Source organism: Streptomyces sp. NPDC005799 (genome assembly GCF_040630525.1).
GTDB classification, from domain to species: domain Bacteria; phylum Actinomycetota; class Actinomycetes; order Streptomycetales; family Streptomycetaceae; genus Streptomyces; species Streptomyces griseorubiginosus_B.
This window is the reverse complement of the sequence record NZ_JBEXXQ010000027.1, coordinates 16,799-39,228: the sequence shown is the minus strand read 5'-3', so window position 1 is coordinate 39,228 and position 22,430 is coordinate 16,799. Positions and strand designations below refer to the sequence as shown.

The following is a 22,430-nucleotide window of genomic DNA, read 5'->3' as shown; positions in this document are numbered from 1 at the left end:
TGTGGTAAGCCGGGGGCGTGATCGGCCGGCTTCCTCTCGATGAGCAACTCGACGCCCTGCGCGCGGCGTTGTCCCGCAACGACGTGCTGACGGAGGTGCTCGCGCGGACCGCGACACTCGGCCTGCCCGGGTGGTACCTGACGGCCGGGTGTCTGTTCCAGACGGTGTGGAACGTCGTCACGGACCGGCCGCCGGCCCATGGCATCAAGGACTACGACGTCTTCTACTTCGACGACCGTGATCTGTCCTGGGAGGCCGAGGACGCCGTGATCAAGGCCGGCCGGGAGGTCTTCGCCGGCCTCCCGGCCGAGGTCGAGATCCGCAACGAGGCGCGGGTGCACCTGTGGTACGAGGAGAAGTTCGGGGTGCCGTGTCCGCCGTACGGGTCCAGTGAAGCGGCGATCGACAGCTTTGCGGCGACGACCTGTTGTCTGGGGGTGCGGCTGGAGGGGGATGGGCGGTGGCGGGTGTATGCGCCGCACGGGCTGAGTGACGTGTTCCATCTCGTCGTACGGCCCAATCCGGTGCTCGCCCCGCGAGCCGTCTACGAGGCCAAGGCAGCCCGATGGCGCGCGCAGTGGCCGGAGTTGACCGTGTTGGACTGGCCATAAACGATCCATCCGCCGTCCATGGAGTTCCTATGGAGCGGCAAAGTTCTTCCGGCGCATCTGTTCCGCCGCCCCGCGCCCCGGCTACCTTCCTGCCGTCCTGTCATGTCACCCACAACCGCACCACAGGGACGTCACAGGACGCCGCATGTAAACCCAATGTGTCATGCCCATGACGGAACCGCGCACTGCCGCCGCTACGCGCGTCACAGGCCTGCCACCAGCGTCGAGAACCCCACTCCAACGACGGAGGCAGTACCCCCATGCGTGAGAAGTCCCGACGGAGTCTGCGAAGACTCCTGACCGCAGCCCTCCCCGCCCTCGCCCTCGGCGTCGCCGGACTCGTAGCCGCTCCGGCGGCCCAGGCCCAGGTCCAGACCCAGGCCACGGCGACCTCGTCCCATTCCCGCGTCACCCAGAACGCCCAGGCCCTCACCTCCCCTGCCCGGCAGACCTTCCACTCCACCGGCAAGGCGGGCCAGAAGGTACCGACCCAGCACCTGTGCGGCACGCCGACCGCCGGCCACGCGGCCTGTTTCGCCCAGCGCCGGACCGACATCAAGCAGCGGCTGGCCTCCGCGGTGGCCGCCGCCGCGCCCTCCGGCCTCAGCCCGGCCAACCTGCACAGCGCCTACAACCTGCCCTCGACGGGCGGCTCGGGCCTGACGGTAGCCGTGGTGGACGCCTACAACGACCCCAACGCGGCCTCGGACCTGGCCACTTACCGCTCGACCTACGGCCTGTCGGCCTGCACGGTGGCCAACGGCTGCTTCAAGCAGGTCAGCCAGACGGGTTCGACGACCTCGCTGCCGACCAACGACAGCGGCTGGGCCGGTGAAGAGGCCCTCGACATCGACATGGTCAGCGCCGTCTGCCCGAACTGCAACATCATCCTCGTCGAGGCCAACTCCGCGAACGACACCGACCTCGGCATCGCCGAGAACGAGGCCGTGTCGCTCGGCGCCAAGTTCGTCTCCAACAGCTGGGGCGGCTCCGAGTCCTCGTCGCAGACCAGCGAGGACACCTCGTACTTCAAGCACCCGGGTGTCGCCATCACCGTCTCCGCCGGCGACTCCGCCTACGGCGCCGAATACCCGGCGACCTCCCAGTACGTGACGGCAGTCGGCGGCACCGCCCTGTCCACCTCGTCCAACTCCCGCGGCTGGACCGAGTCCGTGTGGAAGACCAGCTCCACCGAGGGCACCGGCTCCGGCTGCTCGGCGTACGACCCCAAGCCGAGCTGGCAGACCGACACCGGCTGCTCCAAGCGCATGGAGGCCGACGTCTCCGCGGTCGCCGACCCGGCCACCGGTGTGGCCGTGTACGACACCTACGGCGGTTCCGGCTGGGCCGTCTACGGCGGCACCAGCGCCTCGTCCCCGATCATCGCCGGCGTCTACGCCCTGGCCGGCACCCCGGGCTCGAGCGACTACCCGGCGAAGTACCCCTACAGCCACACCAGCAACCTGTACGACGTGACCAGCGGCAACAACGGCTCCTGCTCCACGGCGTACTTCTGCACCGCCGAGACCGGCTACGACGGCCCGACCGGCTGGGGCACCCCCAACGGCACCACGGCCTTCACCGCCGGCACCACCTCCGGCAACACCGTGACCGTCACCAACCCGGGCAGCCAGTCGACGACGACCGGAAGCTCGGTCAGCCTGCAGATCAAGGCGAGCGACAGCGCGGGCGCCACGCTGACCTACAGCGCGAGCGGCCTGCCCACCGGGCTGTCCATCAGCAGCTCGACCGGCCTGATCTCCGGTACGGCGTCCACCGCGGGCACCTACCAGGTCACCGTCACCGCGAAGGACTCGACCGGCGCCTCCGGCTCGGCCTCCTTCTCCTGGACGGTCGGCTCCAGCGGCGGCACCTGCACCTCGACGCAGCTGCTCGGCAACCCCGGTTTCGAGTCGGGCAACACCACCTGGACCGCGTCCAGCGGGGTCATCACCAACTCCAGCAGCGAGAGCGCGCACGCCGGCTCGTACTACGCCTGGCTGGACGGGTACGGCTCCAGCCACACCGACACGCTGTCCCAGTCGGTGACCGTCCCGAGCGGCTGCAAGGCCACCTTCACCTTCTACCTGCACATCGACACCGCGGAGACCGGCAGCACGGCGTACGACAAGCTCACGGTCAGCGCGGGTTCGACCACCCTGGCGACGTACTCGAACGTCAACGCCGCCTCGGGCTACGTGCAGAAGTCCTTCGACCTGAGCTCCTACGCGGGCTCGACCGTCACCCTGAAGTTCAGCGGTGTCGAGGACTCCTCGCTCCAGACCAGCTTCGTCATCGACGACACCGCCGTCACCACGAGCTGAACACCGCTTGATCCGGGCCCCGGTCGCCGCCTTCGCGGCCGGGGCTGCGGCATGCGCGGGCGTGGATCCGAAGATGTGGGTGACACGTCAAAGAGGAGAGGAGGCCCCCATGCGTCGATCGATCCCCCACACGACCATCGCCGTCGCCGCGCTCGCCCTCGTCCTCGTCGGCTGCGGCGGCCAGGCCGACAGCGGCAAGGGCGGCGGAAGCAACAGCGTGTCGTCCTCTCCCACCCCCACGACCTCGTCCTCGCCCGCCCCGACGTCCCCGTCCTCGCCGACCCCCACGAGCCCGTCCTCGCCGACCCCCACCACCTCGCCCACCCCGAGCTCCACGGGCTGTACGCCCGCCGCCACACTCGACGCCCGCGACAGCGGCCGTACCGTCTGCCTGGCGGTCGGCGACACGCTCCGGATCAGTCTGGACGGGACGTCCAAGCGGCCCTGGAAACCGGTCACCGCCAAGGGCTCCGCCCTTCAGCCCACCAACAGCGGCATCGTGCTGCAGCCCGGCGACGCGAGCGCCGCCTTCAAGGCCGTGGCGGACGGCAGGACCCGGCTGGAGTCCACGCGGCCGTTGTGCGCCGCCCAGCCGGGCCGGGTCTCGTGCCTGGGGATTCAGGAGTGGTGGGTCACCGTGGTGGTGAAGTAGCGCCGCCCGAGGGCCGGGCGCTCCCGCGCGCCGAGGCCCTCGGCCTCCAGGCGGGCACGTTCGGCCTCGCGGATCTGGCGGTCCACTCCACGGTCGTGCGCGATGCCGATCACGGACGGGAGCACGATCAGGGCGAGGAGTCCGAGAACGAACAGCATTCCGATCAGTCCTTCGATGTGTGCCGTATCCATAGACACCACTGTCGCGCCGTTGACTCCTTACAAACAGTGGCAGGACTGCCGTAGAGCCTCGAAAAACTGCCAACCCTGAGGCACACTGGAGACATGCTCCAGAACGTGGCCGCCGTCGTGCTGGACGGCGTGAATCCCTTCGAACTCGCCGTCGTCTGCGAGGTGTTCGGCATCGACCGCAGCGACGACGGACTGCCCGTGTACGACTTCGCGGTCGCCTCCGCCGAGGGGCCGGTGCTGAGCACCCGCGGCGGCTTCTCCATGCAGGTCGAGCACGGTCTGGAGCGGCTGGAGGAGGCCGACCTGATCGCCGTGCCGGCCGGCGCCCACTACGGGAGCAGGGATTTTCCGCCGGAGATGCTCGAAGCCCTGCGCCGCGGGGTCGACCGGGGCGCGCGGGTGCTCAGCGTCTGTTCCGGCGTCTTCGTGCTCGCCGCCGCCGGGCTGCTGGACGGCCGGCGCTGCGCCGTGCACTGGCACGACGCGGGGCAGCTGGCGCGTGCCTACCCACGGCTGACGGTCGAGCCCGACGTCCTGTACGTCGACGAGGACCCGGTGATCACCTCCGCGGGGACCGCCGCCGGTATCGACGCCTGTCTGCACATCGTGCGCAAGGAACAGGGCCCGGAGGTCGCCAACAAGATCGCCCGGCGCATGGTGGTGCCGCCGCACCGGGACGGCGGGCAGGCGCAGTACATCGAGCGGCCGCTGCCGAGGAACTCGTGCGACACCGTCGGCGAGGTGCTGGTGTGGATGGAGCGGCACCTCGACGAGGAGGTCACCGTCGAGCAGCTGGCCGAGCGTGCGCACATGTCCCCGCGCACCTTCGCCCGCCGCTTCCAGCAGGAGACCGGGACGACCCCCTACCGCTGGATCCTGCGCCAGCGGGTGCTGCTGGCGCAGCGGTTGCTGGAGGCGACGGACGAGACGGTGGACGCGATCGCCGGGCGGGCCGGGTTCGGCAACGCGGCCGCGCTGCGGCACCAGTTCATCCAGGCGGTCGGCACCACGCCGAACGCCTACCGGCGCACGTTCAGGGGGCCCGAGGCGGCCGCCTGAACGTCGTCCGGCGTCTCAGTCGTTGGCGACCACGGGATAGCGGGGCTCGTTCTCGGCCATCTGCCGCAGCGCCTCCTTGCGCTCGCGCTTGGAGAGCCGGTCGATGTAGAGGTATCCGTACAGGTGGTCGGTCTCGTGCTGCAGGCAGCGGGCGAAGTAGCCGGTGCCGCGGACCTTGATCGGGTTGCCCTTCTCGTCCTGGCCGGTCACCTCGGCGTAGTCGGGGCGGGCGAGCGGCGCGTACGCGGTGGGCACGGACAGGCAGCCCTCGTTGCTGTCGTCCAGCCGGCGCTGGTCGGCGGGCAGGTCGACCAGCCTGGGGTTGCAGACCACGCCGACGTGCCGGGCGCCCTCGTCGTCCCCGCAGTCGTAGACGAAGACCTTCAGGTCGACGCCGATCTGGTTGGCGGCCAGGCCCACGCCCTCGGCGGTGCGCTGGCTGGCGAACATGTCAGCGACCAGCTGCTCCAGCTCGGGGCCGAACTCGGTGACGTCCTTGCACTCCTTGTGCAGCACCGGGTTCCCGACGACCGTGATCGGCCGCGAGGTGCCGCGCTCGCGCCAGGCGGCCTCGCGCTCCTCGGCGTCCCCGGTGTCGATGACGAAACCCTCGTCGTCCACGGGAAGCACGCCCGCGTGCTGCTGATCGGTGTCCTGCTGCGCCATGACCGACGTATGCCTTCCTGCAACCATGCCAATTCCGGGAGTACAGCCTAAAGGCAGTTCGGCGGTCCGGTCCGGTCAGCAGACTTCTTCGAGGTCCCGCCAGTCCCTGGAGTCCGGGCTGTCCGCCACCCACCCGTCCAGCAACCCCCGTACCAGCGAGGCCGGCGCCGCCACCCCGCATTCCCGTTCCGGTACCCACATCTGCCCGTCGGTGCGGTGACCGAGGGGGCCCGGGTGGCCCGGCTCGCTGTGGTCGTGCGGGTCGAGATGCTCGCCGTCGCCCTCGTCGGAGGGCATACGGGACTCGCTGCACATCCGGCACAGCAGCCGGACCGACGACGACCAGTCCTCGGCCGCGAACCCGGCGTCGGCGGCCAGTTGCTCCAGCGCGTCACGGTCCGCCTCGGTCGCCGCCTCCAGCAGCACCACCCAGGTCGGCACCGGCGAGGGCGCCCACAGTTCGATCTCGTCGAAGACGGGGTAGGCGTGCCCGGCGGCCGTGGTGCGCTCACCGTGCGGAACGCCGTCGTGCAGGACGACCTCGCCCCAGCGCCGTCCGGACGACGGCAGCGGGATCGACAGCACCTCGATCCGCGCGGGATCCAGCCGCCGCCCCCACACCACCTCGGCCTCCCCCTCCGGGGACAGCCGTACGGCGGCGCTGCCCAGGTCCATGCCGAGAGGTTCGCCGGACGCGGTGGCCACGCCCGGCACGCGCAGCCCGTACGCCTGCCAGGCCCGCCGGGCCAGCGGCCAGTCCTGCAGGGCCGTGGCCGCGATGCCGACGTTCCACCAGTCGGGCGCCCCGGTCTCCCGGTCCAGCAGCGCGACGGCGCGCAGTCCGGCCGCGCGGGCCTGCTCCCAGTCGTGCCGGAACTTGTGCAGCAGGGCGAGGTTGAACCAGGACTCCGACAGCCAGGGCTCCAGATCGGCGGCGCGCGTCAGCAGCGCGCCCGCGTCCTCGTACCGGCCGTCGCCGATCAGCGTGAAGGCGCGATCGGTGGCCTGCCGCCAGGAGGCGGAGGGCCGGTGCCGTCCCTTGCCGAAGATCCTCACGATTCCCGCCTGCCAGTTCCGTGGAGTGGGCCGGCCCAGAGCCTGGTGCCCCCGGACACCCTCTCATTCGCATCCAACCACGTGGGGCTGGAAGGGCGCTCATTACCCATGGGTTACCCAGCCGAGGGGACGGTCAGACAGTCCCTGGCGAGGACCCGGGCGAGCGATTCCACCACGTCGGGCGCGTAGTCCCCGGCGGTCGCCAGGCGCAGTTCCTCCAGCGCCGTCAGGGGTCCGCCCGGTCCGGCGCCCTGCACCTTCTCCTCGTACGCGTTGACGGCCCGCACGATCCGGGCCGCGACGGGCTGCTCCCGGTAGGGGTCGGCCTGCCGCTCGACGACCACGGCGACGGCCGGATCGACGCCGGTCTGGCGTACGACGGCTCCGCCGAGCAGCGCGATCCGCCGCTGCTCGGGGCCGGGCAGGTCGGCGGTGGCGCCCGCCGGTACCGGGTCGACGAGGCTGAGCTGCCCGATGTCGTGCATGAGGGCCGCGGACTCCAGGACGGCCAGTTCGGGCCGGGTGAGCCCGAGGTCGCGGCCGACGGCCCGGCTGAGTTCGGCGACCCGGCGGGCGTGCCCCGGCGGGGTGTAGCCGGCGATCTCGGTGGCTCGGGCGAGGGAGGCGATGGTCTGCCGGTAGGTGGTCCGTACGGCGGCGTACCGCTTGAAGGACAGCTGGGTGAGCAGCAGGGGCAGGCAGAAGACCGGGAGCGCCCAGAGGCCGACGACCGCGACCGCGAGCGCCATCACCGCGCCGGTCGCGCAGACCGCCGATCCGATGCCGAGCAGGGCCCGCAACTCGTCCCGCAGCAGCGGGCCGAAGGGCCAGCCGGTGCGGGAGTGGGCGAGGGCGGCGGCGAGCACGCAGTCGCACAGCACGGTGAGGGTGAGCAGCGCGAGCAGCACCAGGGCGTAGGCGGGGCCCTTCCAGTGGTCGAACACCCCGCGGTTGTAGAGGGGTTGGAAGCAGACGGCGGCGAAGGCGACGGACAGCACACGCCGGGCGAGATGGTCGAGGACGGGCCCCCGACCGCGCGCCACGTGCGGTACGCAGCCGAGCAACGCGGCCGCGAGCACGACGGCGACGACCTGTGCGGCCCCGTGCCGGGAGGGCTCCTGGGCGTTGGCCCCGAGCAGGGCGTACGACAGCGCGCCGGCGGCTCCGAGCGGCGCGGCCTCCCTCACCCGGGCGCCGGTCCAGCGGTTGAGCTCGCCGACGGTGACGAGCACGCCGAAGGCGAGGGCGGTGGGGCGCTCCTCCATGCCGTTCCAGAGGGTGACGGCCAGCGAGCCGCCGGCCAGGAGTGCGGCCCCGGCATGGATGAGGGCGGTGAGCGACGGGCGGCACGACGGCGGCCGTACGGTCATCTACGCACCCCCCGCAGGCCGGCGACCGGTGGTGCCGGGGCCCGGTTACGGTCCCCGACACCCGTCCACCGGACCACGCCCGACGAGCCGCCCACCAGAAGAGCGGTCCCCGCATGCACGAGCCCGGCCAACAACGCGCTGCACGACCACACCGTCACCGACGAACCCCCTCCCGGTCGGTGGTGGGTGGGGCCAGGACGTCGAAGCGGGCCCCGACACCCGCCCACCGGGCAACCCCGACCCACCGGACCACGCCCAACGAGCCGCCCACCAGAAGAGCGGTCCCGGCGGGCACGAGCCCGGCCAACAACGCGCTGCACGACCACACCGTCACCGACGAACCCCCTCCCACCCGGCGCCTGACGGGACCAGGACGTCGAGGCGGGCCCCGACACCCGCCCACCGGGCAACCCCGACCCACCGGACCACGCCCAACGAGCCGCTCACCAGAAGAGCGGTCCCCGCATGCACGAGCCCGGCCAACAGCGTGCTGCGCGGCCGCACCGTCATCGACGGGCCCCCTCCCGGTCGGTGGTGGGTGGGGCCGGCGCTCCGGGGTGCTCCTCGTCCGCCGTCACCGCGGGGTGCCAGCCCTCCCGGGCCAGCGCCCGTACCAGCGCGGCGACCATCCGCGGGTCGAACTGGGCGCCCGCGCACCGCCCGAGTTCCTCCAGCGCGGCCGGGACGGGCCGGGCCCGGCGGTAGGAGCGGGTGGAGGTCATCGCGTCGAAGGCGTCGGCGACGGCCACCACCCGTGCCGACTCCGGGATCTGGCTGCCCATCAGCCCGTACGGGTAGCCGCTGCCGTCCAGCCGCTCGTGATGGTGGAGCACGGCCGCCCGCGCCTCCCCCAGGAACCCGATGCCGCGCACCATCTCGTGCCCGTACTCGGGATGCAGCTCGATCACCCGCCGCTCCTCGGGCGTCAGCGGCCCGTCCTTCCTCAACAGCCGTGTGGGGACGCCGAGTTTGCCCACGTCGTGCAGGATCCCGGCGAAGCGCAGCACCTCGACGCGGGCGTCGTCCATACCGAGTTCGCGCGCGATCATCATGGAGGCCTGCCCGACCCGCTCGCTGTGTCCGCGGGTGTACCCGTCCTTGATGTCGACGGCCTGGACGAGTGCGCGGATGGTCGCCCGGTGCGCGGCCCGCTCGCGGTGGGACTGCGCGAACACCCACCAGGACACGCACATCGGCAACAGCACGAGCAGCGCGGCGACCGGGCCGTAGGGGCTGCGCCACAGCACGGCCATCATGAGCCCGGCGAGTCCGTGCACGGCGACGGGCGCGAGGGACCGTACGAACAGCCCGCGCCAGGCCCGCCGTACCGGAACCCGTTCGGCCAGCGCGAGGATCCCGCCCTCCAGGGCCGTCAGGGCCAGGCAGAAGGCCAGGACCGCCGCTCCGGCGGCCACCAGCACGTACGGGAAGTCGGGCGTGAGGACGGCCTCACGCCCGCCGAGCGCCTCGTGCACCCGCCCGGCGACCCAGACGGCGAGCGCCAGTTGGGCCGCGCGCCGGATCCGCCGCAGTGCGTACGGGCGTTGCTCGACCCGGGAGAGCAGCGCGCCCGGCAGCGGGACCAGCGCGGCGGCGGGCGGCGGCAGCAGGAAGGCGCCGGCGAGCAGGACCGGGTAGAACGTTCCGGCGAAGCGCCGACGGGCGGCGGCCTGCTCACCGCCCGCGTACAGCGCGGCGAGCAGAACGACCGCCCAGCAGGGCGCGTGCGTCTCGGGCAGCGGGAGCAGACAGCACAGGGTGGCGACGACGAGCCCGGCGACGTACGCGCGTGCCCGTGCCGGTACCGCCTCCACGCCCACGCCCTCCCATCGTGCCCGTTCCGGCAACGGAGCCTAGGGCGCGAGGCGTCACGAAGGGGACGCTATGGGGGAATCTGCGGGCATATAGCCTCAGGATTAGCCCGTTCGAGTGAGCGGTGGTCGAATGTTCAGCCCGGCACGTCCTCCGCGAGCACCTTGCTCAGTTCCTCCACGGCGGCAGGTGACTCCCGCTGGAACGCGGCGAGGTCCAGGCCCTCGTCGCCCATGACGGTGAGCAGCGCGCGGTCGCCCACGGCCGTGACGACGACATGGCCCGAGCCGCCCCGGACGACCACTTCCCGCAGCGGGCCGGCGCCCGTGTGGTCGGCCATGCGGCGGCCGACGCCGAGGGTCGCGGCGGCGAGGGCGGCGACGGACTCGGCGTGCACGGATTCGACGTCGGCGACGACGAGCAGGCCGTCGGCCGTGGACAGGACGCTCTCGCTGACCCCCATCACCCGGTCGCGCAGCGAGGCCAGGATGTCGGTGAGAGTGGTGGCGGAATCACGCGGTTCGGACGAGGGGTTTTCGGTCATTGACACGTGCTCCTTGCTCCGGGCGCCTGCGGTGGCTCGTTCGAACGCGTGGTCTCGGGAAGCCCGCCGAGCCCTCTTCTGACGCGCCGCAGGGTCTCCAACGAAGGCTGATCGGCGGCCAGTTCCTCGGGCGAGGGAATGGGATACGCGTACAGCCCCGACTTGCTCCGGCTCACATCACGGACCGGGAGGGGCGGCTTGGCGGGCGAGGGGGTGGAGTCCCTCGGGGACTCGACGGTCTGCGGGGAGTCGGCGGGCGTCGAGGAGTCGACGGGCGTCGAGGGCTGGACGGTTTTCGCAGGCGTCGCCGGCTTGCTGGTGCCGGGGCGCTTCGAGCCGCGCCTGGGCAAGGATTCCTGTGCCCGCTGTCTCTCGCGGTGGTCCTCGCCCGGTGTGCCTTCCGGTGCTGGGCTCACGGGGCACCCTTCTCACCGCGGTCCGGGGCCGGAGAGGTGCCGCCCGGTCTGCGCCTGGGCAGGGGGCCGGCGGCCGGGGCGGCCCCGGTCGCGGCAGGACTCCCCGGGGTGACACGGGGCGCGGTGCTCGGCCGGTCGCCGGTCGCCGCCCCGGCCGCCCAGAGGACCAGCCCCAACGCCTCCAGCCGGATCAGGTCCAGCAGGACGGGGTAGAGCCCGCGTCCGAGGGCGAAGGCGAGATCCCGGGGCGTTCGGCGCCCGTTGACGCCACCGAGCAGATCCCGGTACCGCTGCGGCAACCACGCACCTCCACGGTGAACCCGAGGAGCGGCGCCGGCCCCTGGCCCACCCGCATCCACGGAACCGTCGTCCGTCGCCACCCCCGGCCGCAACCGCGCCAGTTCACCCGGTGTCCTCCCGGAGCCGGCCAGCGAGGCCATGCGGCGGGTGGTCTCCTCGGTGAGGTGGCGGGGTTCCACCCCTTGCGCGGTGAGGAGCGTCGGCTCCCGCTCCCCCGTCTCCCAACCGCCCACCGGACTCAGCGCCATGGCGAAGGCGGCGTCGAAGACCGCGGCGGTGCACACCACTTCGAGTTCCGCCGCGCCGATCAGTCCGGCCGCCACCAGATGCCCGCCCAACCGGTCGGCGTCCGGTTCCGCGGCGCAGGCGGCGAGCCACTCCGCGTCGTCGATGCGCCCCGGCGTGAGCAGGACCGATGTGGCGCTGGGCGCGCCGGGCGTCTCGATCGCGCCGACGAGACCGTCCCGCAGATGGATCGTTCCGCCGGGGGAGCCGGAGACCCGGACCGTACCGGTGAACTCCCCCTCGCGCAGTCCCTGCAAGAGCGCCGGGACGTTGCGAGCGGCGGGCGTCATGCCAGCACCTCCGCGAGCCGGTCACCGATGCCGCGCAGGGCGAGCGCGACGTTGGCTCGGTCCCGGTCCAGACCCGCGGTCAGCAGCAGGGGATCACCGGCCGGCCGTACGACGCTGAACAGCATCTGGTGGCGGCGCCGACTGGTGAGCACCACGCTCTCCAGCTCCCCCTCGGCGCCGGCCGCGCCGAGACGCTCGGCGATCAGGGTGGCGAACTCGCTGCTCTGCGTGCCGTCCCCGGCCTCGACGACGTCACCGGCGGCGCCGTACACCAGCCCGGTCACCGCGTCGACGAGGGCGACACCCGTGACCCCGGGAGAGTCGAGCAGCCGTTCCAGGGAGGACTGGAGAGCCGTCACGTTTTCCCCCATTGGCCCCCCAAGCCCATACCCCACGCATTAGTTTGAACGTCAAGTTTCGGCACGCACGCCAAATTTGGCGCGAAGTGACGCACATGTCGCTTGGGTTCGATCGTAGTTGGCCAGGCATCGACCGGTCAGCAGCACGGAAGAATTGAGGTAACCGGTGAACATCGAGACCGCGCTCAAGGAAGCCATGACCCTGGACGGCGCGATCGGCGCCGCCATCGTCGACTATGAAAGCGGCATGGCCCTCGGCACCCTCGGCGGGGGCCAGGGCCTGGACCTGGAACTCGCGGCGGCGGGCAACACCGAGGTGGTGCGCGCCAAGATGCGCACCCTGGCCTCGCTGGACATGGACGACGTGATCGAGGACATCCTGATCACGCTGGGCAAGCAGTACCACCTGATCCGCCCGCTGAGCAGCAGCAAGGGGGCGCTGTTCTTCTACGTCGCCCTGGACCGGACGCGCAGCAACCTGGCGCTCGCCCGGCACGGGCTGAGGCGGATCGAGAACGGTCTGGAGATCTGACCGGACGCGCACGGCACGACCGGGGGCGGTCGCCCGGTGGCGCTCAGGACTCCTGGGGCGTCGCCGGCGCGGCCGCCACGTCGCGCTCGGGCACGGTCTGCCCGGAGCGGATCAGCTCGATCCGCCCCATCACCTTGGACCGCAGGTCGGTCGGCACGTCGTCATGCCCGCAGCAGCGCTTGACGAGCTTCTTCACGGCCTCTTCCAGGCCGTACTTCTCCAGACACGGCGAGCACTCCTTGAAGTGCTGCTTGAACTTGTCGCGATCGACTTCCGGCATCTCACTGTCGAGGAACTCATACAAATGATCGAGTACCTCGCTGCAGTCCGTCTCGTGCGGCTCTCCGCAGCTCATGAGCCCGAGCCTTTCGCTTCGTCCGAGTCTCCGGCGCCGGCCGGGACCAGCCCGCGCTCACGGGCGTAGTCCTCGAGCATGCCGCGCAGTTGACGGCGGCCCCGGTGCAGCCGGGACATCACCGTACCGATGGGTGTCCCCATGATGTCCGCGATCTCCTTGTACGCAAAGCCCTCTACGTCGGCCAGGTACACGGCGATACGGAATTCCTCGGGGATCGCCTGGAGCGCTTCCTTCACGTCCGAGTCCGGCAGATGGTCGAGCGCCTGCGACTCCGCGGAGCGCAGACCCGTCGACATGTGCGACTCGGCACGGGCGAGCTGCCAGTCCTCGATCTCCTCGGCCGCGGAGCGCTGGGGTTCGCGCTGCTTCTTGCGGTAGGAGTTGATGAACGTGTTGGTGAGGATCCGGTACAGCCACGCCTTGAGGTTGGTGCCTTCGCGGAACTGGTGGAAGGACGCGTACGCCTTGGCATACGTCTCCTGCACCAGGTCCTCCGCGTCCGCCGGGTTGCGCGTCATGCGCAGGGCGGCCGAGTACATCTGGTCGAGGAATTCGAGCGCGTCCCGCTCGAAGCGCGCACTGCGCTCCGACGTCGACTCCGCGCTGACGCCCTGGCCCTCGGGCAGCTCCGCCTGGCCGTTGTCGGTCCCTGCGTCGGTCCCAGTGACCGGACCCACCTCCTCAAGATTCCGGGTGGCATCGAAACCGGTGCCACCGGAATTGGAGGATAGACGACGACCCGTCCCCGCCGCCCCTCGAATCGGGGTGGTCTTGGCCGCAGTCAGCACCGTCCAGTCCAGGTCAGCACGGTTGCTGCGGCTCGGGCATGTGGTCGAACCCATGCGGCGGACTTCCTCTCCCACGACGTCGGTGCTGGTGGTTCAGCACTTCTGTCCCGCTCAACAGAGGTCCGGTCCGCAACATTCCCGGGCCCGTCACCCCAGTGACCCGACCCACTTCACGACCGCGTCCGTGACGATCGCCACGGCCTGCTCGGGTCCGAGCTCCGCCCGCTTCGGCACGGCGAACCCGTGATCGGCGAACGGCACCTCGACCAGTTCGTACGTCCCGTCGGGAAACTCCTCCGGCCTGCCGAAGGGATCGTTTCCGCCCTGTACGACCAGGGTGGGCACCCCGGATCCCAGCAGTTCCCCGGCGCGCGACTTCTCCGGCCGGCCCGGCGGATGGAGCGGGAAGCTCAGGGCGAGGACGCCGTGGGCGCCCAGCTCGGTGGCCGTACGGCAGGCGACCCGGGCGCCGGCGCTGCGGCCCCCGGAGACCACCGGCAGCCCGAGCTTGGTCAGGGCGGGCCAGATGCCGTGCCAGCCGACGTCCAGGGTCCTGGGCGCCGGCGCCACCTTCTTGCCGGCGACCCGCCAGGGTTGCTCCACCAGGGCGACGGTCACGTCGTGCCGCGGCAGGACATGGGCGAGCGCTTGGAGGTCGCGCGCCTCGATGCCTCCGCCGGCGCCATGGCTCACGGCCAGCACGAGCCGGGCGTCCTGGGCCGGATGCCAGGTGATGCGGGCGTCCCCCGCCTCCGTAGCGATGATCTCGGTCGTCACGTCAGAACAGTGTGCCCTCTTCGGGGCCTTCCAGCTCCTTGAGCAGCTCCGGGCCGTTGTTGCGGACGTTGCTGACGGCGGTGGAGACCGGGTAGGCGCGCATCAGGCCGGGCGGCGGGGGCTGCAGCAGGGAGCGCAGGTCGTCGACGCCGGTGCGGGAGGGGTCGAGCCAGGAGTCCCAGCGGTCCGGGGTGAGCATCAGGGGCATCCGGGGGTGGATCTCGGCCAGGGAGTACGGGCCCTCGGCCGGGGAGCCGGCGAGCGGGGTCGTCTCCGCCTCCGTGGTGATCACCGAGCAGGTCACCCACCAGGCCTGCGGGTGGTCGTCGGGGAGCGTCTTGTCCCGCCAGAACTCGTACAGCCCGGCCATCGCGAACACCGAGCCGTCGGCCGGCAGCACGAAGTAGGGCTGCTTGCGCGGCCGCTTCTTCCTGCCCTCGACCTCCAGGTCCCGCTCCTGCTTGCCGGTGACCCACTCGTAGTAGCCGTCGGCGGGGATGACGCAGCGCCGGGAGGAGAAGGCCCGCTTGTACGACGGCTTCTCGTGGATGGTCTCGGCGCGGGCGTTGATCATCCGGGCGCCGCCCTCGGGGCTCTTCGACCAGCTCGGCACCAGCCCCCACTTGAGCTTGCGCAGCTGCCGAACCGGCCGCGGCTCGTCCACGTCCTTAAGAGGGCGGTCGAGGACGGCGTAGACCTCCTTGGTGGGGGCCACGTTGTAGTCGGGCGCCAGAGTCTCCTCAGGTTCCCACTTCTCGATCTCAAAGATTCCTGCGAGATCCTCTGGCCGACGACTAGCCGCATACCTACCGCACATACGTGCCACACTGCCAGATCCGCCGAGCCCACCGGGAGTCACCGCCGAACATGGACAGCACCGCATCCTCTCTCGCGTCCCTGTGGGACCGTGTCTTCGGCACCCAGCCCGACCCCGATCTGTGGGTGGTGATCGCGACCCTTGTCGCCGCGCTCGCCGTCACCGTCCCGCACAACGTCTGGCGCATCGCGCGCAACGCCATCACCATCGCCCACGAGGGCGGCCACGGCCTGATCGCGCTGCTCACCGGCCGCACCCTCACCGGCATACGCCTGCACTCCGACACCAGCGGCCTCACCGTCAGCCGCGGCAAACCGCACGGCCTCGGCATGATCCTCACCGCGGCCGCCGGCTACACCGCTCCCCCGCTGCTCGGCCTCGGCGGCGCGGCCCTGCTCGCGGCAGGCCACATCACGCTGCTGCTGTGGCTGGCGACGGCCCTGCTGCTGGCCATGCTGGTGATGATCCGCAACGCGTACGGGGCCCTCACCGTGGTGCTGACCGGGGGCGCGTTCCTCCTGGTGTCGTGGCTCGCGGGACCCCAGGTGCAGGCGGCGTTCGCCTACGCGGTGGTCTGGTTCCTACTGGTGGGCGGGGTGCGCCCGGCCTTCGAGCTGCAGGCCAAGCGGATGCGCGGCGGCGCGGGCGACTCGGACGCGGACCAGCTGTCCCGGCTGACGCACGTACCGGCGGGGCTTTGGTTGTTCCTGTTCCACGCGGTGTCGCTGTGCTCGCTCATCGGCGGCGGCCGGTGGCTGCTGGAGGTGTGACGGAGCGTCGACGACGCCGGACCTGCGCGGCGGGCGGTGCCACCCCCTCCTTATAAAGTGAACCCATGGCCCACAACCCCGCCGAGCACACCGCCCTCTGGCCCGCCCCCCACGCGAGCGGAGCCGTCGACGCGACGGTCCACGTACCGGGGTCCAAGTCCGTCACCAACCGTGCCCTCGTCCTCGCGGCCCTGGCGAGCGAACCCGGCTGGCTGCGCCGCCCCCTGCGCTCCCGCGACACCCTGCTGATGCTGGGCGCGCTGCGCGCGATGGGCGTCGACATCGAGGAGGGCGTCGGCCCGGACGGCACCGGCGAGACCTGGCGCGTGCTCCCGACCGGCCTGCACGGCCCGGCGACGGTCGACGTCGGCAACGCCGGCACGGTGATGCGCTTCCTGCCGCCGGTCGCCGCGCTCGCCGACGGCCCCATCCGCTTCGACGGCGACCCGCGGTCGTACGAGCGCCCTCTGCACGGCGTGATCGACGCGCTGCGCGTCCTCGGCGCCCGGATCGACGACGACGGCCGGGGCGCGCTGCCGCTGACCGTGCACGGCGGGGGCGCCCTCGACGGCGGCCCCGTGGAGATCGACGCCTCCTCCTCGTCCCAGTTCGTCTCGGCCCTGCTGCTGTCCGGCCCGCGCTTCAACCAGGGCGTCGAGGTCCGGCACGTCGGTTCCCCGCTGCCGTCGATGCCGCACATCCGGATGACCGTCGACATGCTGCGCACGGTCGGCGCCCAGGTCGACACCCCGGAGTCGGGCGGCGAGCCGAACGTGTGGCGGGTGACGCCGGGCGCGCTGCTGGGCCGGGACCTGACGATCGAGCCGGACCTGTCCAACGCCCAGCCGTTCCTGGCCGCCGCGCTGGTCACCGGCGGCAGGGTCGTCATCCCGGACTGGCCCTCCCGCACCACCCAGCCAGGTGACCGGCTGCGCGAGATCTTCACCGAAATGGGCGGTTCCTGCCAACTCCTCGACTACGGGCTGGTGTTCACCGGTTCGGGTGGCATCCACGGTATCGATGTGGACCTGAGCGAGGTCGGCGAGCTGACCCCCGGCGTCGCGGCGGTCGCGGCGCTCGCGGACTCCCCCTCGACCCTGCGGGGCGTGGCCCATCTGCGGCTGCACGAGACGGACCGGCTGGCCGCGCTCACCAAGGAGATCAACGAACTCGGCGGTGACGTCACCGAGACCGCCGACGGCCTGCACATCCGCCCCCGCCCGCTGCACGGCGGGACCTTCCACACCTACGAGGACCACCGCATGGCGACGGCCGGCGCGATCATCGGCCTCGCGGTGGAGGGCGTACGGATCGAGAACGTGGCGACGACGGCGAAGACACTGCCGGACTTCCCCGAGCTGTGGACCGGGATGCTCGCGGCCTAGGCAGCGAGGACAGTCATGCGCCGCTACGGCAAGCACACCGACGAGGACGACATCCGCAGCCGCCCGAACCGCAAGGGCACCCGACCCCGCACCAACATCCGCCCCGCGCACGAGGACGCGGCCGAGGGCATGGTGCTCACCGTCGACCGGGGACGGCTGACCGTCCTCATGGACGACCGGATCGTCATGGCGATGAAAGCCCGCGAACTGGGCCGCAAGGCGGCGATCGTGGGCGACCGGGTGGCCCTCGTCGGCGACCTGTCCGGCAAGAAGGACACCCTGGCCCGCATCGTCCGCATCGAGGAGCGCAGCTCGGTGCTGCGGCGGACGGCCGACGACGACGACCCGTACGAGCGTGTGGTGGTGGCGAACGCCGACCAGCTAGCCATCGTCACGGCCCTCGCCGATCCCGAACCCCGTCCGCGCCTCATCGACCGCTGCCTGGTCGCGGCCTACGACGGCGGCCTGGACCCCCTGCTGGTCCTGACCAAGTCGGACCTCGCCCCGCCCGACAAGCTCCTGGAGCTGTACGGCGACCTCGACATCCCCTACGTGGTCACCAGCCGCGAGGAACTGGAGAACGGCGGCGCGGCGGACCGAGTGCGCGAGCAGCTGGACGGCAAGATCACGGCGTTCGTGGGCCACTCGGGCGTGGGCAAGACGACGTTGGTCAACGCGCTGGTCCCGGAGGACCGCAGACGTCTGACGGGCCATGTCAACGCGGTGACAGGCCGCGGCAGGCACACCACCACCTCGGCGCTGGCCCTCCCCCTCGCCGGGGACGACGGCTGGGTGATCGACACCCCGGGCGTGCGGTCGTTCGGCCTCGCGCACATCGATCCGTCCCGGGTCATCCACGCCTTCCCGGACCTCGAACCCGGCACGGTGGACTGCCCGCGCGCGTGCAGCCACGACGAACCCGACTGCGCGCTGGACGCATGGGTCGCCGAGGGTCACGCCGATCCCGCGCGCCTCTACTCCCTCCGCCGGCTGCTGGCGACCCGCGAGCGCAAGGAAGGCGACTGACCACCGCGTTGTTTGGCCGTAGGTCAGCTCGGTAAGTGCATAATCGCACCGAGCTGGACATACGGGAGGACAGCACATGGCGTGGCTGCTGGTCATCGTGGCCGGGATACTCGAGACCGGCTTCGCCGTGTGCCTCAAGCTCTCCCACGGATTCACCCGGCTCTGGCCCACGATCGCGTTCTGCTGCTTCGCCCTCGGCAGCTTCGGCCTGCTCACCCTCTCCCTGAAGAAACTCGACGTCGGCCCCGCCTACGCCGTGTGGACCGGGATCGGCGCGGCGGGCACGGCGATCTACGGCATGATCTTCCTCGGCGACCTGGTCTCCACCCTCAAGATCGTCTCGATCAGCTTCGTCATCATCGGCGTGATTGGGCTCCAGCTCTCAGGATCGGCGCACTAGCCCACCCACCGCCGCGTCGGCCGCACCACGCACCGCCCGCCCACGACTCCCTCCCGACTCACTGACCGGACGGCTTCACCGCGGGGCGGACGCGGCAGGGGCCACGGAGGCACACCTGGACCGCCCGACCGAGCAAGTCCCACGGGAGCGCCCACCTCGACGCCAGACCAGCCGAGGCCCACGGGGAGCGCCCACCAAGACGCCAGACCAGCCGAGGCCCACGGGAGTGCCCACCTCGACGCCAGACCAGCCGAGGCCCACCGGACTGCCCACCACAGACGCCAGACCAGCCGAGGCCCACCGGACTGCCCACCACAGACGCCAGACCAGCCGAGGCCCACCGAAGTGCCCACCTCGACGCCAGACCAGGCACGACCGACCCGGCTGTGTATCCAGCCCGCCCGACCAGGCACGACCTACCCGACCGCGCGGCGAACCGCCTGACCAAGCACCACCCGAGCGACTGCGCAGCTGAATTGCCCGACCAGGCACGACCTAGCCGACCGCGCAGCTAAACCGCCCGGCCACGCAGAACCCACCGGAGCACGCATCCAGCACGCCCGACCAAGCACCACCCACCCGACCGCGCATCCAGCACCCCCGACCAAGCACCACCCACCCGACGCGCAGCTCGCCCCCCTGGCCGCGCAGAATCCACCGGAGTGCGCATCCAGCACGCCTGACCAGGCATGACCCACCCGACTGCGCGGCTGGACTGTCTGGCGGGGCACGCCCGGCGCAGCGTGGCGGCTAGACCGCCTGCCGGGGTAGGGCCGTGCGGACCAGGTCCGCGACGTTGCCCTCGCTCGGCGGGGCCGCGACGCAGGACAAGGCGAGACGGACGACGAGTTCGCAGGAGCGGGCCAGTTCGGCCGTGTCCGGCTTGGCCGCGCCGGGTCCCGCCAGCACCGCCACGGCCCGGTCGCGGACCATCGCCACGAAGTCGCCGGGTGACGGTAACGGACCGTCCGCCCGGCGCTGCGCCGGCACGGCCGAGGAGGACGGCACGGCGGACAGGGTCGGCGACGGCAGCCGTTCGCTCCAGCAGCCGGTCAGCATGGCCCGTACCAGCGCGTTCTCCCGGGCCGCCGACGCCGTCCACTCGGCGGTGGCGGTGAGCCGGTCACGGGCGTCGGCGGGGGTGGCGAGGGCCCGTTCGACCCCGGCGAGATAGCCGTCCGCCTCCCTTCTGACCAGCGCCCGGGCGAGCCCCTCCTTGCTGCCGAACTCGTTGTAGAGGGTCTGCCGGGACACTCCGGCCGCCGCGGCCACGTCCACCATCCGCACAGCGGACCACGGCCGGCGCGCCAGCGCCGAGTACGCGGCGTCCAGTAGGGATTCCCGCGCTGCAGGCATCATCGCCTCCCTGGGGCGAGCGGCTCTGCGCCCAGGTTTGACGCGGACGGAAGCACTGTCAAGGGTTCGCGGACGTACGCGGGGGCGCCCTTCGGCCCGTACACCCCCGGAACAACCCGACTCCCGACTCCGCGCGCTCTCTCCCCCGAGCCCCAATCCCCGCACCGTCCGGCACCGTCCGGCACCGATCACCCGTCGGCCCCTATGGCCCCGCACCGACCACGCCGGATACCGTTCGTCACATGCCGGACTACCTCGACGACCTCCGCTTCGCCCACGTCCTCGCGGACGCCGCCGACGCGGCGACCATGGACCGTTTCAAGGCCCTCGACCTCAAGGTCGAGACGAAACCGGACATGACCCCGGTGAGCGAGGCGGACAAGGCCGCGGAGGAACTCATCCGCGGCCAGCTCCAGCGCGCCCGCCCCCGCGACGCGGTCCTCGGCGAGGAGTACGGCATCCAGGGCACCGGCCCGAGGCGCTGGGTGATCGACCCGATCGACGGCACCAAGAACTACGTACGCGGCGTCCCCGTCTGGGCCACCCTGATCTCCCTGATGGAGGCCGGCGACACCGGCTTCCAGCCCGTCGTCGGCGTCGTCTCCGCCCCCGCGCTCGGACGCCGCTGGTGGGCCGCGAAGGGCCACGGCGCCTTCTCCGGCCGCAGCCTGTCCTCGTCCTCCCGGCTGCACGTCTCGCGGGTCTCGAAGCTGACGGACGCCTCGTTCGCGTACTCCTCGCTGAGCGGCTGGGAGGATCAGGGGCGGCTGGGCGGCTTCCTGGACCTGACCCGCGAGGTGTGGCGCACGCGCGCGTACGGCGATTTCTGGCCGTACATGCTGGTCGCGGAGGGCGCGGTCGACATCTGCGCGGAGCCGGAGCTGTCCCTGTGGGACATGGCCGCCAACGCGATCATCGTGACGGAGGCCGGCGGCACCTTCACCGGCCTCGACGGCCGCCCCGGCCCACACAGCGGCAACGCGGCCGCGTCGAACGGCCTGCTGCACGACGAGTTGCTGGGGTATCTCAACCAGCGCTACTGAGGCAGACCGAAACACACAGATGAGCGCGCACGCCCTCAATCGGCCGCCCGCGCCCCCTTGTTGACCCCCGCTTTACCTGCCACTCTGAGAGTCCCCCCACTTGTGAACTTGTGAATCCCTGAACTATCGGGCACCGGGAGCCCGACGGAGACGGATTCCATCAGGAGGTGGCTCGAAACCATGCTCGTCCGCGACGCCATGAGCACGGTGGTCCTCACCATCGGCCCCGCACACACCCTCCGCCAGGCGGCCGCCCTGATGTCGGCGCGCCGCGTCGGCGCGGCCGTGGTCCTCGACCCCGACGCCGGCGGCATCGGCATCCTCACCGAACGGGACATCCTCAACGCGGTCGGCCTCGGCCAGGACCCCGACACGGAGCGCGCCCACGCCCACACCACCACCGACGTCGTCTTCGCCGCACCGTCCTGGACCCTGGAGGAGGCGGCTCGCGCCATGGCGCACGGCGGCTTCCGCCACCTCATCGTGCTGGAGCGCGGCGAGACCGTCGGCATCGTCTCGGTCCGCGACATCATCCGCTGCTGGGCGCCGGCCCGGCAGCAGATGGCCACCCTTCCCTAGACCGCCGATTAGACCCCGTCTAAAATCACACCCGTTCGCGACCTGGTCCCTTTCTGTTAGGCTGGATCGTATGAGCGACCTTCTGGAACGGCTGCGCGGACGCGGATGGCGGATGACCGCGCAGCGGCGCGTCGTGGCCGAGGTCCTCGACGGCGAGCACGTACACCTGACCGCCGACGAGGTCCACGCCAGAGCCGTCGCCAGGCTGCCCGAGATCTCCCGGGCGACCGTCTACAACACGCTCGGCGAGCTGGTCTCCCTCGGCGAGGTCCTCGAGGTCGCCACGGACAAGCGGGCCAAGCGCTACGACCCGAACGCACACCGGCCGCACCACCACCTGGTCTGCGCCCGCTGCGGCGCCATCAAGGACGTCCACCCGAGCGGCAACCCGCTCGCCGACCTCCCCGACTCCGAGCGCTTCGGCTTCACGGTCTCGGACGTCGAGGTCACCTATCGCGGCGTCTGCCCGAACTGCGCGTCCGCGTAACCGCACTTCCGAAGCCCCGGCACCGCTCTGGTGCCGGGGCTTCGTGCTGCCTACAGGCTTCCCGAATCTGACGGATCGTCATATCGTCGTCGGCACCCGTCCGTACGACACCCACACGTCCGTTCCGCACTCCGCAAGGAGACACCGTGGGAGAGCCGTATCCAAAACCGAAGCCGA

Annotated in this window: 25 protein-coding genes; 12 read left to right on the top strand and 13 right to left on the bottom strand. The window is 71.6% G+C overall.

Annotated elements, in window-relative coordinates; all coding sequences use genetic code 11:
- Positions 1-17: 17 nt before the first annotated feature.
- From ABZ453_RS25730 to ABZ453_RS25720, 3 genes are all read left to right on the top strand, one after another.
- A complete protein-coding gene (locus ABZ453_RS25730) occupies positions 18-611 on the top strand; it encodes a nucleotidyltransferase family protein (protein ID WP_359018107.1) in 594 nt (197 codons plus the stop codon).
- 260 nt (positions 612-871) lie between these two features.
- A complete protein-coding gene (locus tag ABZ453_RS25725; protein WP_359018106.1) occupies positions 872-2,935 on the top strand; it encodes a putative Ig domain-containing protein in 2,064 nt (687 codons plus the stop codon).
- 109 nt (positions 2,936-3,044) lie between these two features.
- Complete coding sequence (locus ABZ453_RS25720; protein WP_359018105.1) at positions 3,045-3,587, top strand: hypothetical protein; 543 nt, start codon at positions 3,045-3,047, stop codon at positions 3,585-3,587.
- Here the strand turns inward: ABZ453_RS25720 and ABZ453_RS25715 are convergent.
- Complete coding sequence (locus tag ABZ453_RS25715; protein ID WP_359018103.1) at positions 3,554-3,778, bottom strand: hypothetical protein; 225 nt, start codon at positions 3,776-3,778, stop codon at positions 3,554-3,556. The two genes, ABZ453_RS25720 and ABZ453_RS25715, sit on opposite strands and share 34 nt — an antisense overlap.
- Before the next feature lie 93 nt (positions 3,779-3,871).
- On the opposite strand from ABZ453_RS25715, the gene ABZ453_RS25710 reads away from it, so the two are divergent.
- Entirely contained in the window at positions 3,872-4,837 is a 966-nt protein-coding gene (locus ABZ453_RS25710) for a helix-turn-helix domain-containing protein (protein WP_359018101.1), read from the top strand.
- A gap of 15 nt (positions 4,838-4,852) precedes the next feature.
- On the opposite strand, the gene def is transcribed toward ABZ453_RS25710, so the two are convergent.
- The 7 genes from def to ABZ453_RS25675 form a co-directional block, all read right to left on the bottom strand.
- On the bottom strand, positions 4,853-5,503 hold the full coding sequence (gene def, locus ABZ453_RS25705; protein ID WP_359018099.1) for a peptide deformylase: 651 nt from the start codon (positions 5,501-5,503) through the stop codon (positions 4,853-4,855).
- Positions 5,504-5,578: 75 nt separating this feature from the next.
- The gene (locus ABZ453_RS25700; protein ID WP_356949496.1) at positions 5,579-6,559 is read right to left on the bottom strand and encodes a hypothetical protein; all 981 of its coding nucleotides are present in this window, start codon (positions 6,557-6,559) and stop codon (positions 5,579-5,581) included.
- Between the two features lie 113 nt (positions 6,560-6,672).
- Positions 6,673-7,929, bottom strand: coding sequence for an HD domain-containing protein (locus tag ABZ453_RS25695; protein WP_359018097.1), 1,257 nt, complete (start codon positions 7,927-7,929; stop codon positions 6,673-6,675).
- A gap of 506 nt (positions 7,930-8,435) precedes the next feature.
- Positions 8,436-9,743 (bottom strand): HD-GYP domain-containing protein, encoded by a 1,308-nt coding sequence (locus ABZ453_RS25690; RefSeq protein WP_359018256.1) that lies wholly within the window; start codon positions 9,741-9,743, stop codon positions 8,436-8,438.
- A gap of 134 nt (positions 9,744-9,877) precedes the next feature.
- The gene (locus ABZ453_RS25685) at positions 9,878-10,285 is read right to left on the bottom strand and encodes a roadblock/LC7 domain-containing protein (protein WP_359018095.1); all 408 of its coding nucleotides are present in this window, start codon (positions 10,283-10,285) and stop codon (positions 9,878-9,880) included.
- Between the two features lie 412 nt (positions 10,286-10,697).
- Positions 10,698-11,576, bottom strand: coding sequence for a DUF4388 domain-containing protein (locus tag ABZ453_RS25680; RefSeq protein WP_359018093.1), 879 nt, complete (start codon positions 11,574-11,576; stop codon positions 10,698-10,700).
- Entirely contained in the window at positions 11,573-11,947 is a 375-nt protein-coding gene (locus tag ABZ453_RS25675; protein ID WP_359018091.1) for a hypothetical protein, read from the bottom strand. Before ABZ453_RS25675 ends, ABZ453_RS25680 begins: the two co-directional genes overlap by 4 nt.
- Positions 11,948-12,101: 154 nt before the next feature.
- On the opposite strand from ABZ453_RS25675, the gene ABZ453_RS25670 reads away from it, so the two are divergent.
- Positions 12,102-12,467, top strand: a complete 366-nt coding sequence (locus ABZ453_RS25670; RefSeq protein ID WP_356951357.1) for a hypothetical protein — start codon at positions 12,102-12,104, stop codon at positions 12,465-12,467.
- A 43-nt stretch (positions 12,468-12,510) separates the two neighbouring features.
- Here ABZ453_RS25670 and rsrA read toward each other — a convergent pair whose 3' ends face one another.
- From rsrA to ABZ453_RS25650, 4 genes are all read right to left on the bottom strand, one after another.
- The gene (rsrA, locus tag ABZ453_RS25665; RefSeq protein WP_356950830.1) at positions 12,511-12,822 is read right to left on the bottom strand and encodes a mycothiol system anti-sigma-R factor; all 312 of its coding nucleotides are present in this window, start codon (positions 12,820-12,822) and stop codon (positions 12,511-12,513) included.
- Entirely contained in the window at positions 12,819-13,502 is a 684-nt protein-coding gene (gene sigR, locus ABZ453_RS25660; RefSeq protein ID WP_207929812.1) for a sigma-70 family RNA polymerase sigma factor, read from the bottom strand. The genes rsrA and sigR overlap by 4 nt, the downstream gene beginning before the upstream one ends.
- 258 nt (positions 13,503-13,760) lie before the next feature.
- The gene (locus tag ABZ453_RS25655) at positions 13,761-14,390 is read right to left on the bottom strand and encodes an alpha/beta family hydrolase (RefSeq protein ID WP_359018087.1); all 630 of its coding nucleotides are present in this window, start codon (positions 14,388-14,390) and stop codon (positions 13,761-13,763) included.
- 1 nt (position 14,391) lies between these two features.
- Positions 14,392-15,207, bottom strand: a complete 816-nt coding sequence (locus tag ABZ453_RS25650; protein WP_359018085.1) for an SOS response-associated peptidase — start codon at positions 15,205-15,207, stop codon at positions 14,392-14,394.
- Between the two features lie 50 nt (positions 15,208-15,257).
- On the opposite strand from ABZ453_RS25650, the gene ABZ453_RS25645 reads away from it, so the two are divergent.
- The 4 genes from ABZ453_RS25645 to ABZ453_RS25630 all read left to right on the top strand — a co-directional run bounded on the left by ABZ453_RS25645 (position 15,258) and on the right by ABZ453_RS25630 (position 18,788).
- Positions 15,258-15,977 carry a M50 family metallopeptidase gene (locus ABZ453_RS25645; protein ID WP_356950827.1) on the top strand — a complete coding sequence of 240 codons (720 nt, stop codon included), beginning with the start codon at positions 15,258-15,260 and terminating at the stop codon, positions 15,975-15,977.
- Positions 15,978-16,042: 65 nt separating this feature from the next.
- Positions 16,043-17,362, top strand: a complete 1,320-nt coding sequence (aroA, locus tag ABZ453_RS25640; protein WP_359018082.1) for a 3-phosphoshikimate 1-carboxyvinyltransferase — start codon at positions 16,043-16,045, stop codon at positions 17,360-17,362.
- A 15-nt stretch (positions 17,363-17,377) separates the two neighbouring features.
- On the top strand, positions 17,378-18,388 hold the full coding sequence (rsgA, locus tag ABZ453_RS25635) for a ribosome small subunit-dependent GTPase A (RefSeq protein WP_359018080.1): 1,011 nt from the start codon (positions 17,378-17,380) through the stop codon (positions 18,386-18,388).
- A gap of 76 nt (positions 18,389-18,464) precedes the next feature.
- Complete coding sequence (locus ABZ453_RS25630; RefSeq protein WP_133044537.1) at positions 18,465-18,788, top strand: multidrug efflux SMR transporter; 324 nt, start codon at positions 18,465-18,467, stop codon at positions 18,786-18,788.
- A 750-nt stretch (positions 18,789-19,538) separates the two neighbouring features.
- Here the strand turns inward: ABZ453_RS25630 and ABZ453_RS25625 are convergent.
- Entirely contained in the window at positions 19,539-20,147 is a 609-nt protein-coding gene (locus ABZ453_RS25625) for a helix-turn-helix domain-containing protein (RefSeq protein ID WP_359018077.1), read from the bottom strand.
- Positions 20,148-20,386: 239 nt separating this feature from the next.
- Between ABZ453_RS25625 and hisN the strand changes: the two genes are divergently transcribed.
- The 3 genes from hisN (at position 20,387) to ABZ453_RS25610 (ending at position 22,253) form a co-directional block, all read left to right on the top strand.
- Positions 20,387-21,187 carry a histidinol-phosphatase gene (gene hisN / locus ABZ453_RS25620; RefSeq protein ID WP_359018074.1) on the top strand — a complete coding sequence of 267 codons (801 nt, stop codon included), beginning with the start codon at positions 20,387-20,389 and terminating at the stop codon, positions 21,185-21,187.
- A gap of 180 nt (positions 21,188-21,367) precedes the next feature.
- On the top strand, positions 21,368-21,766 hold the full coding sequence (locus ABZ453_RS25615) for a CBS domain-containing protein (RefSeq protein WP_208784550.1): 399 nt from the start codon (positions 21,368-21,370) through the stop codon (positions 21,764-21,766).
- Between the two features lie 70 nt (positions 21,767-21,836).
- On the top strand, positions 21,837-22,253 hold the full coding sequence (locus ABZ453_RS25610) for a Fur family transcriptional regulator (RefSeq protein ID WP_359018072.1): 417 nt from the start codon (positions 21,837-21,839) through the stop codon (positions 22,251-22,253).
- Positions 22,254-22,430 lie beyond the last annotated feature (177 nt).

What these genes read in the sequence shown, in the direction of transcription:
- ABZ453_RS25725 (WP_359018106.1), top strand. Translation starts at nt 872, where the DNA reads ATGCGTGAGAAGTCCCGACGGAGTCTGCGAAGACTCCTGACCGCAGCC.
- ABZ453_RS25720 (WP_359018105.1), top strand. Translation starts at nt 3,045, where the DNA reads ATGCGTCGATCGATCCCCCACACGACCATCGCCGTCGCCGCGCTCGCC.
- ABZ453_RS25715 (WP_359018103.1), bottom strand. Translation starts at nt 3,778, where the DNA reads ATGGATACGGCACACATCGAAGGACTGATCGGAATGCTGTTCGTTCTC.
- ABZ453_RS25710 (WP_359018101.1), top strand. Translation starts at nt 3,872, where the DNA reads ATGCTCCAGAACGTGGCCGCCGTCGTGCTGGACGGCGTGAATCCCTTC.
- def (WP_359018099.1), bottom strand. Translation starts at nt 5,503, where the DNA reads ATGGCGCAGCAGGACACCGATCAGCAGCACGCGGGCGTGCTTCCCGTG.
- ABZ453_RS25695 (WP_359018097.1), bottom strand. Translation starts at nt 7,929, where the DNA reads ATGACCGTACGGCCGCCGTCGTGCCGCCCGTCGCTCACCGCCCTCATC.
- ABZ453_RS25685 (WP_359018095.1), bottom strand. Translation starts at nt 10,285, where the DNA reads ATGACCGAAAACCCCTCGTCCGAACCGCGTGATTCCGCCACCACTCTC.
- ABZ453_RS25680 (WP_359018093.1), bottom strand. Translation starts at nt 11,576, where the DNA reads ATGACGCCCGCCGCTCGCAACGTCCCGGCGCTCTTGCAGGGACTGCGC.
- ABZ453_RS25675 (WP_359018091.1), bottom strand. Translation starts at nt 11,947, where the DNA reads ATGGGGGAAAACGTGACGGCTCTCCAGTCCTCCCTGGAACGGCTGCTC.
- rsrA (WP_356950830.1), bottom strand. Translation starts at nt 12,822, where the DNA reads ATGAGCTGCGGAGAGCCGCACGAGACGGACTGCAGCGAGGTACTCGAT.
- ABZ453_RS25650 (WP_359018085.1), bottom strand. Translation starts at nt 15,207, where the DNA reads ATGTGCGGTAGGTATGCGGCTAGTCGTCGGCCAGAGGATCTCGCAGGA.
- ABZ453_RS25645 (WP_356950827.1), top strand. Translation starts at nt 15,258, where the DNA reads ATGGACAGCACCGCATCCTCTCTCGCGTCCCTGTGGGACCGTGTCTTC.
- aroA (WP_359018082.1), top strand. Translation starts at nt 16,043, where the DNA reads ATGGCCCACAACCCCGCCGAGCACACCGCCCTCTGGCCCGCCCCCCAC.
- rsgA (WP_359018080.1), top strand. Translation starts at nt 17,378, where the DNA reads ATGCGCCGCTACGGCAAGCACACCGACGAGGACGACATCCGCAGCCGC.
- ABZ453_RS25630 (WP_133044537.1), top strand. Translation starts at nt 18,465, where the DNA reads ATGGCGTGGCTGCTGGTCATCGTGGCCGGGATACTCGAGACCGGCTTC.
- ABZ453_RS25625 (WP_359018077.1), bottom strand. Translation starts at nt 20,147, where the DNA reads ATGATGCCTGCAGCGCGGGAATCCCTACTGGACGCCGCGTACTCGGCG.
- hisN (WP_359018074.1), top strand. Translation starts at nt 20,387, where the DNA reads ATGCCGGACTACCTCGACGACCTCCGCTTCGCCCACGTCCTCGCGGAC.
- ABZ453_RS25615 (WP_208784550.1), top strand. Translation starts at nt 21,368, where the DNA reads ATGCTCGTCCGCGACGCCATGAGCACGGTGGTCCTCACCATCGGCCCC.
- ABZ453_RS25610 (WP_359018072.1), top strand. Translation starts at nt 21,837, where the DNA reads ATGAGCGACCTTCTGGAACGGCTGCGCGGACGCGGATGGCGGATGACC.